General features: G+C 62.3%; 14 protein-coding genes and 1 pseudogene. 11 read left to right on the top strand and 4 right to left on the bottom strand.

Going from position 1 to position 14255, the window contains the following annotated elements:
- Positions 1-10 precede the first annotated feature (10 nt).
- Both P8014_RS03675 and P8014_RS03670 read right to left on the bottom strand, forming a co-directional pair.
- Entirely contained in the window at positions 11-1651 is a 1641-nt protein-coding gene (locus P8014_RS03675) for a cytochrome ubiquinol oxidase subunit I (protein WP_337815954.1), read from the bottom strand.
- Between the two features lie 164 nt (positions 1652-1815).
- Positions 1816-2349, bottom strand: coding sequence for a Smr/MutS family protein (locus P8014_RS03670; protein ID WP_337815953.1), 534 nt, complete (start codon positions 2347-2349; stop codon positions 1816-1818).
- A gap of 129 nt (positions 2350-2478) precedes the next feature.
- Here P8014_RS03670 and surE point away from each other — a divergent pair, with 129 nt between their 5' ends.
- The 5 genes from surE (at position 2479) to rpoS (ending at position 6317) form a co-directional block, all read left to right on the top strand.
- A complete protein-coding gene (gene surE, locus P8014_RS03665) occupies positions 2479-3231 on the top strand; it encodes a 5'/3'-nucleotidase SurE (protein ID WP_337815952.1) in 753 nt (250 codons plus the stop codon).
- A gap of 26 nt (positions 3232-3257) precedes the next feature.
- Positions 3258-3893, top strand: coding sequence for a protein-L-isoaspartate(D-aspartate) O-methyltransferase (locus P8014_RS03660; protein ID WP_337815990.1), 636 nt, complete (start codon positions 3258-3260; stop codon positions 3891-3893).
- Positions 3894-3896: 3 nt separating this feature from the next.
- On the top strand, positions 3897-4475 hold the full coding sequence (locus P8014_RS03655) for a VTT domain-containing protein (protein ID WP_337815951.1): 579 nt from the start codon (positions 3897-3899) through the stop codon (positions 4473-4475).
- The gene (locus P8014_RS03650) at positions 4475-5257 is read left to right on the top strand and encodes a peptidoglycan DD-metalloendopeptidase family protein (RefSeq protein ID WP_337815950.1); all 783 of its coding nucleotides are present in this window, start codon (positions 4475-4477) and stop codon (positions 5255-5257) included. The genes P8014_RS03655 and P8014_RS03650 overlap by 1 nt, the downstream gene beginning before the upstream one ends.
- A gap of 67 nt (positions 5258-5324) precedes the next feature.
- Complete coding sequence (gene rpoS / locus P8014_RS03645) at positions 5325-6317, top strand: RNA polymerase sigma factor RpoS (protein ID WP_337815989.1); 993 nt, start codon at positions 5325-5327, stop codon at positions 6315-6317.
- 15 nt (positions 6318-6332) lie between these two features.
- Here rpoS and P8014_RS03640 read toward each other — a convergent pair whose 3' ends face one another.
- Positions 6333-6707 (bottom strand): Mth938-like domain-containing protein, encoded by a 375-nt coding sequence (locus tag P8014_RS03640; protein ID WP_337815949.1) that lies wholly within the window; start codon positions 6705-6707, stop codon positions 6333-6335.
- A 310-nt stretch (positions 6708-7017) separates the two neighbouring features.
- On the opposite strand from P8014_RS03640, the gene alaC reads away from it, so the two are divergent.
- The 6 genes and pseudogenes from alaC to P8014_RS03610 all read left to right on the top strand — a co-directional run bounded on the left by alaC (position 7018) and on the right by P8014_RS03610 (position 11922).
- On the top strand, positions 7018-8199 hold the full coding sequence (alaC, locus tag P8014_RS03635) for an alanine transaminase (protein WP_337815948.1): 1182 nt from the start codon (positions 7018-7020) through the stop codon (positions 8197-8199).
- 52 nt (positions 8200-8251) lie between these two features.
- Positions 8252-9422: pseudogene (locus P8014_RS03630) on the top strand (homoserine dehydrogenase).
- Between the two features lie 203 nt (positions 9423-9625).
- Positions 9626-9886 carry a DUF2282 domain-containing protein gene (locus tag P8014_RS03625; RefSeq protein WP_337815947.1) on the top strand — a complete coding sequence of 87 codons (261 nt, stop codon included), beginning with the start codon at positions 9626-9628 and terminating at the stop codon, positions 9884-9886.
- Between the two features lie 59 nt (positions 9887-9945).
- A complete protein-coding gene (locus P8014_RS03620; protein ID WP_337815946.1) occupies positions 9946-10866 on the top strand; it encodes a DUF692 domain-containing protein in 921 nt (306 codons plus the stop codon).
- A complete protein-coding gene (locus tag P8014_RS03615) occupies positions 10850-11428 on the top strand; it encodes a DNA-binding domain-containing protein (RefSeq protein ID WP_337815945.1) in 579 nt (192 codons plus the stop codon). Before P8014_RS03620 ends, P8014_RS03615 begins: the two co-directional genes overlap by 17 nt.
- Complete coding sequence (locus P8014_RS03610) at positions 11425-11922, top strand: DoxX family protein (RefSeq protein ID WP_337815944.1); 498 nt, start codon at positions 11425-11427, stop codon at positions 11920-11922. Before P8014_RS03615 ends, P8014_RS03610 begins: the two co-directional genes overlap by 4 nt.
- 53 nt (positions 11923-11975) lie before the next feature.
- On the opposite strand, the gene P8014_RS03605 is transcribed toward P8014_RS03610, so the two are convergent.
- Positions 11976-14147 (bottom strand): malate synthase G, encoded by a 2172-nt coding sequence (locus tag P8014_RS03605; RefSeq protein WP_337815943.1) that lies wholly within the window; start codon positions 14145-14147, stop codon positions 11976-11978.
- Between the last annotated feature and the right edge of the window lie 108 nt (positions 14148-14255).

The raw sequence follows: 14255 nt of genomic DNA, 5'->3' as shown, positions 1-14255 counted from the left end.
CCGTCTGGGATCAGTCGCGGTTCAGGGTCTGGACAGGCCGCGCAAAGGCAGGTTCGCCGGCGAGACTGCCGCCGCCAGTGCCATGCTCGTCAGGACCCTTGCGCGCGAATTTGAACATTAGGTACATCTCGACCACGATAAAGATGCTGTACAGAGACACGAAGCCTATCAGCGAGAAAGCCATGTAACTTACGCTGTGGGTGGAAGCCGAGAGCCAAGTCGGGAGTGTTTCGTAGACCGTCCACGGCTGGCGACCCATTTCGGCCGTGATCCAGCCAAATTCGCAGGCGAGGAAACCAGCTGGGATCATCCACGGTGCGAGCCTCAGGAACATCGGGCTGTTCCTTTCCTGTCCTCGCAGCGATAGCAGCGTGCCCCAGATTAGGAAGAACAGCATGAGGAATCCGAGTGCTACCATGATGCGGAAGGCCCAGAAGACGATCCAAACTTCAGGTATCGATTTCTTGGCTGCCAGTTCGATTTGCGCGGGCGTTGCCTTGCTCACATCCGGAGCGTAGTACTTGAGCAGATAGGCGTAGCCCAGATCTTTCTTGTGCGCGTCAAACTGAGCCAGCGATTGTTGCAGGGTGGGATCGTTTTTGCGCGCATTTGCGTTGGCCAGATCGGGGTTCTGACTGAGCTGCTGCTGAATGCTTTCGAGCGCCTTCAGAGCAGGAATGCCGTTCTTGATACGCGAAACCGCTTCCTGTTCTAGCTGGTCGATGCCGGTGACGCTCGATGTGAAATCATGTTTCACCAGTATCGATAGCAGACCAGGTATCTGAATGGCGAAGTCGTTCTTCTGCGCTTCCTGGTTGGGGAAAGCGATCAGATTGAATGGCGCAGGAGCTTTCTCGGTTTTCCACAGGCCTTCCATCGCGGCGAGCTTGGTCGGCTGCTTGCCGCCGTCAATAAAACCCAGCGCATCGCCAAGGGTGATGACACCGACGACGGAAATGACGCCGAACAGAGAGGCCATGCGTAGCGAACGACGAGCAAGTTCGATGTGGCGCTTGCGGGCTAGATACCAAGCGCTGATGCCGACCACGAACATCGCGCCGGTCACATAGCCGGCCAGCGAGGTATGAACAAACTTGGCCTGTGCGTCGGGGTTCATGATCAGTTGCATGAAACTGGTCAGTTCCATGCGCTGGGTGAAGGGGTTGAATACAGAGCCCTGAGGATCCTGCATGAAGCCGTTGGCGACCAGGATCCATAGTGCGGAAAGGTTCGAGCCGAGGGCGACCAGCCAAGTGACGGTCAGATGCTGAACCTTGTTCAGACGGTGCCACCCGAGCAGCATCATGCCGACGAAGGTTGATTCCATGAAGAAGGCCATAAGACCTTCGACGGCCAGCGGAGCGCCGAAGATGTCGCCCACGTAGTACGAGTAGGTGGACCAGTTGGTACCGAACTCGAACTCCATGGTAAGGCCGGTCGCGACGCCAAGGGCGAAGTTGATGGCAAACAGCTTGCCCCAGAACATCGTCATGTCTTTGTAAATCTGACGTCCGGTCACTACATAGACCGTTTCCATGGCGACTAGGATGAAGCTCAACCCCAGAGTTAAGGGGACGAACATAAAGTGATAAAGCGCGGTAGCAGCGAACTGCCAACGCGATAGTTCTACGACGAGATCGCTCGGGACCATAGTCTCCTCTCCTCGGGATTGATGTAGACGAATTCCGTTCCTGATTGAGCCTTTCGCACTGAAACTTGAGTTGTTGTGCTCAGTACCTACTCGGAGTCAGGGCGAGTATGGCGTAACGGTAATGCCGCCAAATTGACCTTGATCAAGTTTCAATGGCTCTGGCATCAGAATGCCTTGAGCAATACGTATACGGCGCCGGTGCCGCCATCGGCTGGTGTGGCCGATGAAAATGCCAGGATTTCATCGATCTGGCGCAGCCAGTAGTTGACGTTGGGTTTGAGCACGGGGCCGGCGTTGCCCGAACGCCAACCCTTGCCGTGGATGATGCGCACGCAGCCTGCGCCGTGCTGACGCGCCTCATGGATGAATTGCAGGAGCGAGCGGCGAGCTTCACCGATATTCATGCCGTGCAGATCGAGTTCGGCATCGATTCGATAATGTCCACGGCGCAGACGGCGGCCGACGCTGCGTGGCAGGAAGCTGCGGGCGTAGAAGACCGGGTCGCCAGGCTGTTCGTCAGTATGCGCCTGTGGGTCGTGTTTCAGGCTGAGCATGACCTCGCGCGTCTCCATTTCGCGCTGCCGCGGCAGCGCAGGACGCTGAGGCGGGGTATGCTCGCGGCGGTCGTGGCTCAAGCGTTTGACGTTGCCTACGGTCTCTCGGAACAGGTGTCGGTCGTCTTCGTCGATGTCGGACATGGGCGATCCCACGCGAATGCGTCTTCGTAATATGGCGCTCCCGCGCCGAGTCGGCGTAGCCGATGCGGGACGCCGGGGCGGTCGAAGGCCTTTTGCAGTATATTAGCGCCGCAGAGCGGTGAGGAGTATATGAACTTTCTGGTTAGCAACGACGACGGCTATTTGTCGGACGGTCTGGCGGCTCTGGCGGAAGGCTTGCGCGCGCTTGGAGAGGTGACTGTCGTCGCCCCCGACCGCGACCGCAGCGGTGCGAGCAATTCGCTGACGTTGATCCGGCCGCTGCGTGCCGAAACCCTGCCCAACGGCTATGTGCGTGTGGATGGTACACCCACCGACTGCGTGCATCTGGCCATCACCGGCCTGCTCGAACATGAACCCGATATGGTCGTTTCGGGAATCAATCACGGCTCCAATCTCGGCGATGACGTGCTCTATTCGGGTACGGTGGCTGCAGCCATGGAGGGCCGTTTCCTGGGCCTGCCCGCGATGGCGGTATCGATGAACAGCTATCAACCTCGGCATTTTGATAGCGCGGTGCGCGCGGTGCTGGCGTTGATCGGGCGGCTGGACGCCGATCCACTGCCGGCCGATTCGATCCTCAATGTCAACGTTCCCGATCTGCCGTGGAGCGAAATTCGCGGTATGCGCGCGACGCGCCTTGGACATCGGCATCGCGCCGAAGGGGTCGTTCGCACGGAGGATCCGCGCGGCCGCCCGGTGTACTGGGTCGGGACGGCGGGAGCCGAGCAGGATGCCGGGCCGGGGACCGACTTTCATGCTTTGAACGAAAAATGCATTTCGGTCACACCGCTCAAGGTCGACCTCACACGCAGCGATGCGGTCGAACCTCTGGCGCAGTGGCTGGATAGGTGCACCTTGTGAGCAGGGCGCCTCACCACGGCATCGGCATGACCTCCCAGCGCACCCGCGACCGTATGGTCGCCCGCCTGGAGGAACTGGGTATCAGGGATACGCGGGTGCTGTCAGTCATGCGCGCGACCCCGCGTCATCTTTTCGTGGAAGAGGCTCTGGCCAGCCGCGCGTATGAGGATACGGCTCTGCCGATCGGCTATGGGCAGACGATTTCTCAACCCTATATCGTCGCGCGCATGACGGAACTCGTACTGCAGGCCGGGCGTCCGCAGCGGGTTCTGGAGATCGGTACCGGCTCCGGCTACCAGGCGGCGGTGCTGGCGCAGGTGGTGCCGCAGGTATACACCGTCGAGCGTATTGTCGCGCTGGCGGAGAGGGCGCGCAGACTGCTTCTTGAAGTGGGTTTCGGCAATATTCGTTTCCGCACCAGCGACGGCAGTTGGGGTTGGTCGGAGGAGGCGCCGTTCGATGCGATCGTGATGACCGCGGCGCCTGACGAGATTCCGCAGAGCCTGCTCGATCAGTTGGTTCCGGAAGGTCGCTTGATCGGTCCCGTCGGTTCGGAAGGTGCGCAGCAGTTGATGGTGGTGCGGCGTGAGAATCGCTCCTACGTGCGCCAGGTGGTCGAACCAGTCAGTTTCGTTCCACTGCGCCGCGGCCTGGACGCCTGACTCATGTTCGCATCGCTTTATGCACGTGTAATGAGTTGGGCTGCGCATCGCCACGCGCCGCGGTATCTGGCCGCGCTGAGTTTTGCCGAATCCGCGTTCTTCCCGGTGCCGCCCGACGTGCTGTTGATCCCGCTATGCGTGGCACGTCCGAACAAAGCGTTGCGCCTGGGGATGCTGACCACGGCATTTTCGACGCTGGGAGGCCTGCTGGGCTACCTGCTCGGCTGGTTGGCCTTCGACCTGATCACACCGCTGATCAGGGACGCCGGCTACTGGGCGCAGGTGCTGCGGGTCGAGGGCTGGTTTCGAGAATACGGTGTCTGGATCGTGTTCGTGGCGGGTTTTTCGCCCTTGCCGTATAAGGTGTTCACCGTTACTGCCGGTGCGATGAGCATGCCGTTGCTGCCGTTCGTTTTCGCATCGTTCATCGGCCGCGGCGCGCGTTTCATGCTGGTCGCCGCTCTGATTGCCCGCTTCGGGCCGCGTGTGGAACCTTGGATCAGGCGCTGGGTCGAATGGTTGGGATGGTTGAGCGTGCTGGCGGTAGCGATATTGTTGATTTGGCTGAACGTGCGTGACTGATGCGGGTACGGCGCCACAGCGGACTGCTGTCGCTTGTGCTGGCACTGTCGTTGGGCGGATGTGCCGTACTGCCGTACTCCGGGGTGAGGTTCCATCCAGGCTACTATCAGGTGCACCCTGGCGATACGCTGTACTCGATCGCCTGGCGCTTCGACCTGAACTATCGGGAACTCGCCAGATGGAATGGGATTTCGGCGCCGTACATCATTTATCCGGGCCAGCGGCTGCGCATGAATCCACCGCCTGGCGCGCGTTACGCGGTGTCCAGGCGGACGGTCAAGGCGGCGCCGGTTCGCGAGCCGAAAGTCCATGTTTCCGCCGCTAGGCGCCGTGCCAGTCCTGCACGGCCATCCGCGCACATCGCGCATCGGTCGTCTTCGGAGGCTTCTGCGCATGCCGTGCTGCATTGGATCTGGCCGGCCAAAGGCAAACTCAGCGAACGTTTTACATCGGGTTCCGGAGGTAGTCGAGGTATCGATATCACCGGGCGAATGGGAGAACCTGTCGTCGCCGCCGCCGCCGGGCAGGTGGTGTACAGCGGCAGTGGACTCCCTAGCTATGGAAAATTGCTGATTATCCAGCATAATGAGCGCTACCTGACGGCATACGCCCATAACGAGAAGCTGCTGGTCCACGAAGGAGACGTGGTCAGGCAGGGGCAGGAGATTGCGACCATGGGGCGCAGCGGGACGAATATTCACCGACCCACGCTGCACTTCGAAATTCGCCGTGACGGCGAGCCGGTCGATCCCCTGCGTTACCTGCCGCGGCAGCATAGATAGAGCCTGCAACGCTCAAACGATTGGAGGGACACGGCCCATGGAGGCGGGTGAGAACGACGAAGTGGAGATGCTGTTGCATCCCGGAGACAATGAACCCGACGATGGCGATCTGAGCGTCGTGGATGAAGAACTCAGCGATGAGAATAGTGTCTCGAAACCTTCGGGTGACGACGATGACGCCGAGGAAGACGATGCTCGGCTGACGAGTCTCGAGGCACCTCCGGCAGAACTCGATGCGACGCGCCTCTATCTGCGTGAGATCGAGTATTCGAAGTTGCTCACGCCGGAAGAGGAGGTTTATTACGCGCGTCTCGCGCGCAAGGGCGATCCGGTCGGACGCAACAAGATGATCGTTTGCAATCTACGCCTGGTGGTGAAGATCGCCAGACGCTATATGAACCGTGGGCTGGCATTCCTGGATCTGATCGAGGAAGGCAATCTTGGTCTGATCCGCGCCGTTGAAAAATTCGATCCCGAAAGGGGGTTCCGTTTCTCCACCTATGCTACCTGGTGGATCCGCCAGACCATCGAGCGCGCGATCATGAACCAGACGCGCACTATTCGTTTGCCGATCCATGTGGTCAAGGATCTCAACGCCTATCTACGTACCGTCCGCGCGCTGACCCAGCAACTCAAGCGCGAGCCGACCCTGCCGGAGGTCGCGGAGAGTCTGGGACGTCCGCTGGATGACATCAAGCGCCTGCTGCGCCTTAGCGAACGGGCGTCCTCCATGGATGTGCCGGTGGGCAAGGAGGGCGGACGTTCGCTGTCGGAAGTCATTCCGGACGAACAGTCACAGGAGCCTTCCGAACAATTGCAGGACGAGAGTATTGTGCACTACGTTTCGTCCTGGCTCGACGAACTGGACGCCAAGCAACGCGAGGTGATCGTTCGGCGTTTTGGTCTGCTCGGTTACGAAAAGGCGACGCTGGAGGAGGTCGGGCGTGCTTTGGGTGTGACGCGTGAACGTGCGCGGCAGATCCAGATGGAGGCGTTGCGCCATCTGCGCAGGACCCTGGAGTCGACGGGTTTCTCGGAAGAGGCCTTGTTGCAGGACTGAAGCCCGCAGCCGGGCTCAGTCGGCCAGTAGCAGGGCGGCGATCACACGGCGCTGCTCTGCCATTAATACGGTATAGGTGCGGCAGGCGGCGGCATTGTCCATGACTTCGCATCCGACGCCCGCTTCGGCGAAACGGCGCAGAATCTCGGTTGCCGGAAAGCGTTGCCGATTACCCGTGCCGAGCAGGACGATATCGGGGGCGCCCTCCAGTACGACGTCGATATCTTCGCTTTCCAGTTCGTCCAGGTTGCGTGGCCGCCACTCGGCAACCAGCCGTTGCGGCCCGATCACCAGGCTACGGGTGTAGACGCTGTGATTGATCGTCACCCGGCCCGGCGCATGGGCGTTGATGACGTAACGCGCGTTTCCCTTGTCCTCGGTCATTTTCATCGTTTCGATCCCTCTCACTGGGCAGAGGTTGGTCTCGCTGATAATCGTGCGTGGCGAGAGGTTTGGTCATTCCCATGTAAACGACGAGCAACGCCGAGTGGTGGCCAACCGGACGCAACAGTTCACCGCTCAATAGTGTGAGCAGGCCCAAGTGTAACGTGCAGTGTCTGCCGGTGCTCGAGGTGAGGAATCGCTGCCGCAGGTGCATTGTACAAGGCGATCCAAGTAGGGCCGATTGACAGTTTGCAGGTTCATGCGTAATGTCGATCGTTCTGTAATCCCCCGCGTCAATCTGCCCGCAGAGACTTCAGTGAAAGACGATTTTCCGCGCATCCAGCGGCTACCCCCGTATGTTTTCAACATCGTCAACGAACTCAAGGCGAAGGCCAGAGCCCGTGGCGAGGACATCATCGATTTCGGTATGGGCAATCCGGACCAGCCGACACCGAAGCATATTGTCGACAAGCTGGTGGAGGCGGCGCAACGCGGCGATACCCATCGCTACTCCGTTTCGCGCGGCATCCCGCGGCTACGGCGCGCCATCTGCGGGTGGTACAAGGAACGCTTCGACGTCGAACTCGATCCGGAGTCCGAGGCCATCGTGACCATCGGCTCCAAGGAGGGGCTCGCGCATCTGGCGCTGGCCACGCTCGGCCCCGGCGACGCCGTTCTGGTACCCAATCCAGCCTATCCGATCCACCCCTATGGCTGCGTGATTGCCGGTGCCGATATCCGGCACGTGCCGATGACGCCGGAGGTCGACTTCTTCCACGAACTCGAACGCGCCATCGTCGAGAGCTGGCCGCGGCCAAAGATGCTCATCCTGAACTTCCCCGGCAATCCGACCGGGCAGTGCGTCGAACTCGATTTCTTCGAAAAAGTGATCGCCATAGCTCGCGAGCATGGCATCTGGGTGGTGCATGACATCGCCTATGCGGAGATCGTGTTCGACGGCTACCGCGCGCCTTCGATCCTGCAGGTGCCGGATGCCAAGGACGTCGCCGTCGAGTTCTACTCCTTGTCCAAGACCTACAACATGCCGGGCTGGCGGGTCGGTTTCATGTGCGGCAACCCCAAGCTCGTCGCTGCGCTGGCGCGCATGAAATCCTATCTCGACTACGGCATGTTCACGCCTATACAGGTGGCCGCCATCACCGCGCTGGAAGGCCCCCAGGACTGCGTGGACGAAATCCGCGAAACCTATCGGGGACGCCGCGATGTGCTCTGCGACGGGCTCAATTCCGCCGGTTGGGAGGTCGAGTCTCCCAAGGCGACGATGTTCGTGTGGGCGCGGATTCCTGAGCAGTATCGCGAACTCGGTTCGCTGGAGTTTTCCAAGCGCCTGCTCAAGGAGGCCAAGGTGGCCGTGGCGCCGGGCGTCGGTTTCGGTTCCTATGGTGATGATCACGTGCGGTTCGGTCTGATCGAGAACGGCCATCGTACGCGCCAGGCGATCCGCGGGATTCGCCACATGCTGCGCAATTCCGAATGACAAGTCACATGCGAACAGTCATGCAACATATAGAAAAACAAAGGGGTTTTTCTTGGAGCCAGTGAAAGTCGGCCTGTTGGGCCTGGGAACGGTCGGTAGCGGAGTGGTCCGCGTGCTGGCCCGTAATGCCGAAGAAATCCAACGCCGCGCGGGCCGTGGCATACGCATCGTCCGCGCGTCCGCCCGTGATCTGACGCGCGAGCGCGACTGCGACCTCAGCGGTATTGCGCTGACCTCGCAGCCCCACGAAGTCGTGGACGACCCCGAAGTGCAGATCGTCCTCGAGATGATCGGCGGTACGGGGCTGGCTCACGAGCTGGTGATGCGTGCCATAGACAACGGCAAGCATGTGGTAACCGCCAACAAGGCGCTTATCGCTCTGCACGGCAACGAGATCTTCGCCCGCGCCAGCGCGCAGGGCGTGACGGTCGCCTTCGAGGCCGCTGTCGGCGGTGGTATTCCCATCATCAAGGCGATCCGTGAGGCCTTGTCGGGCAACACCATCGAATGGCTCGCCGGCATCATCAACGGCACCGGCAACTTCATCCTCACCGAAATGCGTGACAAGGGGCGCGATTTCGAGGACGTGTTGTCCGAGGCGCAGAGCCTGGGCTATGCGGAGGCCGATCCGACCTTTGACGTCGAGGGTATCGACGCCGCGCACAAGCTCACCATCCTGGCTTCCATCGCCTTCGGCATCCCGCTGCAGTTCGACCGTGTGTACACCGAAGGCATCACGCGCATTACCCGTGAGGACGTCGGCAATGCTGCGGAGCTTGGCTATCGCATCAAGCACCTGGGGGTGGCGCGCCGGCAGCCGGAAGGCATCGAACTGCGCGTGCATCCCACGCTGATTCCGGAGCGCCGCCTGCTGGCGAATGTCGACGGGGTGATGAACGCGGTGCTGGTGCGTGGCGATGCGGTCGGGCCGACGCTGTACTATGGTCCCGGCGCCGGGGCCGAGCCCACGGCCTCGGCCGTGGTGGCGGATCTGGTCGACGTGGCACGCGACCTGACCGTCGATCCGAACAACCGCGTACCGCATCTGGCCTTCCAGCCGGACGCGCTGGCCGATCTGCCGGTAAGACGCTGAAGATGCTTCGATCGTCATTCTCACCGCGCCGGTGCGCGAGTTGCAGATGAACGAGGCGATCGAAGCCATTCAGCTGCTGGAGGCGATTACCATGCCGCTGACCCGCATCCGGGTCGAAAGCCTCAAGTAGGCGGATCGGCGCGGAATACCAGGCTCCGTCCAGTTTTATTCGTACGTCCAACGGGCCGCAGCGGCAAAGCCGCTGCGGCCCGTTTTCGTTTCATCGCAAAAAAATTCGCTGCGGGTGTAAGTCCTCGGGCACTTGCGACGACTGAGTTTGCGAGGGCGCAGTTTGCGTCTTCGAACTCAAGTGATCCAAGGGAGGATTCAACGATGAACCAGAAGCGTCGGGCGATCAATTACGCGATGGCGGGCCTGCTGGCCCTGGGAGCCAGCGGTGTGGCGACGGTCGCCAATGCTGCCGGTATGGAAAAGTGCTACGGCGTCAATGCCGTGCACAAGAACGATTGCGGATCTTCCGATCACGCATGCGCCGGCCAGGCCAGCAAGGCGAGCGATCCGCAGTCCTTCGTGCTTGTGCCGACGGGCGTCTGCAGCAAGCTCGCCGGCGGCAGCACCAAGCCGGGCATGTAGTCGTCCACCGCCTCGCCCGCAGCGTTCGGGCGAGGCGGTTCCTATCGGGGGGAGGCAACATGAATCGGATCAAGCGAAATGCGGCTCGCGCATTACCCGAGCCGGGTGACTGGAGCGGCGCTTCTGAAATCTGCGCGCCGCCCGCACCTGAGGCCGTGGGGATCGGTCTGCGCGCCCCTCACCATGGCGTGTTTCTCGCGACGCGGCCCGCAGTCGACTGGGTCGAAGTGCACAGCGAGAACTTTTTCGTGGAAGGTGGCCCGGTGATCCACGTTCTGGCGCGGGTGCGCGCCGACTACCCCGTCAGCTTGCATGGCGTGGGACTCGGCTTGGGCTCGGCAGCGCCGTTGTCGCAGACGCATTTGGACAAGCTGGACCGTCTGATCAAACGCATCGAGCCGTTTCTGGTGTCGGAGCATCTGTGCTGGGGGCAGGCCGGCGACGGCCGCTACGTGAACGATCTGCTGCCGCTGCCGTATACGGTCGAAGCGTTGCACCATGTCTGCGCCCGCGTGGGGGCCGTACAGGAGCGCCTGGGCCGCACGATCCTGATCGAAAATCTTTCGGCCTATCTGCAGTATCGAGACGCCGACTACAGCGAATGGGACTTTCTGGCCGAGCTGGCCAGGCGCAGCGGTTGCGGCATTCTGCTCGACATCAACAATCTTTACGTCAACGCGATCAACCACGCCTTCGATCCGTTGGACTATCTCGCTGCCATTCCGCCTGAGGCGGTCGGAGAAATTCATCTGGCCGGTTTCAGCGTGCAACAGGTCGCCGGCAGAGATGTTCTGGTCGATACGCACAGCCGCGCGGTGACGGCGCCGGTGTGGGAACTGTATGCGAAGGCGCTGGTGCGCCTGGGGCGGAGGCCCACGCTGATCGAATGGGACAACGATCTGCCGGAGCTGGAAACCCTGCTCGCTGAGGCTGACAAGGCGCGGACCTATCTGGAGAAGACCGATGTCCGCGCTGCGTGAGCTGCAGGATGCGATGGCCGACGCGGTGCTCGGCCGCGGGTTGATCGCGGGCCTGGACGAGACGCACCTGTCCGCGGAAGTCGCCACCGCCGTCTATCGCAACAACGTGCGTGTCGCTTCCTGCAACGCGCTGCAGGGGGCTTTCCCGGCGGTGTGCGTGTTGCTCGGTAAGGAATGCTTCGACGGCTGTGTGGAACGCTATCTCCAGGCGCATCCGTCCCGCTGCGGCGATCTGCACGAACTCGGCGCCGCGCTGCCGACATTTCTCGCCAGGGTGCCGGAGTTTGCCGCCTTGGCCTATCTGCCGGATGTCGCACGCCTGGAGTGGCTGCAGCGGACCGCATTGACCGCCGTCGATGCGGCGGAGTTCGACTTTTCGGGGCTGGGAAGCGTTGCGGAGACGGAGTTCGGCAGCCTGCGCTTCCGTCCGGCTCCAGCCACCCCCGCCGAACAGGCATGGGAAGTGGATCAGGAACTGGACGTCGCGGCCTGCCTGCAGCATTTCGTTGCCGTGGGTGTCGTCGATCGTTGGTATGGGATTGCTGTGGAGGGGGAGTCATGAACGGGTATCTGCAATGGGGCCTGAGGCTCTACGGCTATGCGCGCAGGGTGTTGGATTTCTCGGTGCCGGCAGGAGACCTGGCCATTCGCCTGGTCCTGGCGCAGGTGTTCTGGTACGCCGGGCTGGCCAAGCTCGCGAGCATGAGTTCGACGGTGGCGCTGTTCGAATACGTCTACCACGTACCGCTGCTGCCGCCGGTGCTGGCGGCCTGGCTGGGCATGCTGGTCGAGGTGATCTTCTCGGTGTTGCTGGCGACCGGTACGGCGACCCGGTTCACCGCCTTCGTGCTGTTCGTCTACAACATCGTCGCGGTGATTTCCTATCCCGATCTGCACGGTGCGGCGCTCTATCAGCAGTTCCTGTGGGGCGTGCTGTTGCTGGCGCCCATGTTCCACGGCGCAGGCGCCCTGTCGGTGGACTACGCCGCGATGCGCTGGTGGCGGCGTCGCGGCCATGCCGGCGGTGCGCTGCCGGGCCACGCGTCAGGCGGTTGATGCGGTGTGCCGCAGGCGGCCGGCAGGGATGATGCCTGCCTGCCGCCTGCACTTCAGGCCTGTCGGGCCTTCAATTCCAGGCGACGTTTGTGCAGGGTGGGTTCGGTGTAGCCGTTGGGTACCTCGCGACTCCTGAAGATCAGATCGCTGGCGGCCAGGTAGGCGATTCCGTTGAAATCGGGTGCCATGGCGACATACTGCGGATCGCCGGCGTTCTGCGCATCCACGACTGCCGCCATGCGCTTGAGCGTGTCGATGACCTGCTGCTCGCCGACGACGCCGTGGTGCAGCCAGTTGGCGATGTGCTGGCTGGAAATGCGCAGCGTCGCGCGATCCTCCATCAGGCCGGTGTCGTTGATGTCCGGCACCTTGGAGCAGCCGACGCCCTGGTCGATCCAGCGCACCACGTAGCCCAGGATGCCCTGGCAGTTGTTGTCCAGCTCCTGCTGGCGCTCCTCGGCGCTCCAGTCCGCCCGCGGGTCGAGCGGGACGGTGAGAATGCGGCGCAGCGGCGCGGTGTTCCGCGCCGAGAGTTCGCGCTGGCGGGCGAACACGTCGACCTCGTGGTAGTGCATGGCGTGCAGTGTGGCCGCGGTAGGCGAGGGTACCCAGGCGGTGTTGGCGCCGGCCATGGGATGGCCGATCTTGCTTTCCATCATGGCCGCCATCTCGTCCGGCATGGCCCACATGCCCTTGCCGATCTGCGCCTTTCCCGACAGGCCGCAGCGCAGACCGACGTCGACGTTGCGATCCTCGTAGGCCTGGATCCAGTCGGCGTGCTTCATGTCCCCCTTGCGCAGCATGGGGCCGGCTTCCATCGAGGTGTGGATTTCGTCGCCGGTGCGGTCCAGGAAGCCGGTATTGATGAAGATGACGCGCTCCCGGGCCGCCCGGATGCACTCCTTCAGGTTGACGGTGGTGCGTCGCTCCTCGTCCATGATGCCCATCTTGAGCGTGTTGCGCGCCATGCCCAGGGCATCCTCCACCCGTGCGAACAGCTCGGCTGCGAAGGCCACCTCCTCCGGGCCGTGCATCTTCGGCTTGACGATGTACACGCTGCCGCTGCGGGAGTTGCGGATCGGGCCGTCGCCGCGCAGGTCATGCAGTGCGATCAGGGCGCTGACCATGGCGTCGAGCATGCCCTCGAAGACCTCGTCGCCGTTGCTCAGCAGCACTGCGTTGTTGGTCATCAGGTGGCCGACGTTGCGGATCAGTGTCAGGCTGCGCCCGGGCAGGCTCAGCTCACCGCTCTCGGGGGTGGCGTAGACGCGGTCGGGATTGAGCGAGCGGGTCACCTGGCGGCCGCCCTTGGTGAAGCTCGCCTCCAGCGTGCCTTTCATCAGTCCCAGCAGATTGCGGTAGACGGCGGTCTTGTCTTCGGCGTCGACGGCAGCCACCGAGTCCTCGCAGTCCTGAATCGTGCTGACCGCGGCCTCGAGCAGGACGTCCTTCAGGCCGGCGGGATGCTGCTGTCCGATCGGGTGTGCGGCGTCGATCTGCAATTCGATGTGCAGGCCATGGTTGCGCAACAGCACCGCTGCGAGTCTGTTTTCGGCATCGCGGTAGCCGACGAATTGAGCGGGATCGGCCAGCGTGGTTTCGCGGCCGTCCGCCAGCTGCGCCACGCAGCTGGCGTTTCGAAGCCGGTAAGCGACGACGTCACCGTGACTGCCGCTGCTCAGGGGGGCGGCCTGGTCGAGAAAGCCGGCGGCATAGGTGAACACCTGCGCGCCACGGGCGGGATTGTAACCGTCGCCGCGCGCGGTTTCCGGCGTCTCCGCAATGACATCGGTGCCGTACAGCGCATCGAACAGGCTGCCCCAGCGCGCGTTGGCGGCGTTCAGCGCATAGCGTGCGTTGCTGGCGGGCACCACCAACTGCGGACCGGCCAGTGTGGCGATTTCCGGATCGACGTTGGCAGTGTCGATGCTGAAGTCCTCGCCTTCGGGCAGCAGGTAGCCGATCTCGCGCAGAAATGTCTCGTATGCATCCTGGTCGTGGGGATGATCGCGATGTTGCCGGTGCCATTCGTCGATCTGCCGCTGCAACGCGTCGCGTTTCTCCAGCAGGGCCGCATTCCGGGGCGCGAGTTCATGGGCAATCCCGCTGAAGGCGTGCCAGAACGTCTCCGCGTCGATGCCGGTGCCCGGCAGCGCCTCGTCGCGGATGAATGCGTGGAACACGGGGGCGACGGATAGGTCGGCGCATTGGATACGATCGCTCATGATTGTTTGTTCCTCCTGATATTCGTCATGCGAATCAGCTTTTCGGATGTACACGCCTTGGACGCATCTGCTATCTAGTAGACAAGGCTTCAAGTCGTGAAAGGTTGG

It is taken from the genome of Acidihalobacter sp. (genome assembly GCF_037381185.1).
In the GTDB taxonomy this organism is placed as follows: domain Bacteria; phylum Pseudomonadota; class Gammaproteobacteria; order DSM-5130; family Acidihalobacteraceae; genus Acidihalobacter_A.
This window is presented reverse-complemented; position numbering and strand designations above follow the sequence as displayed.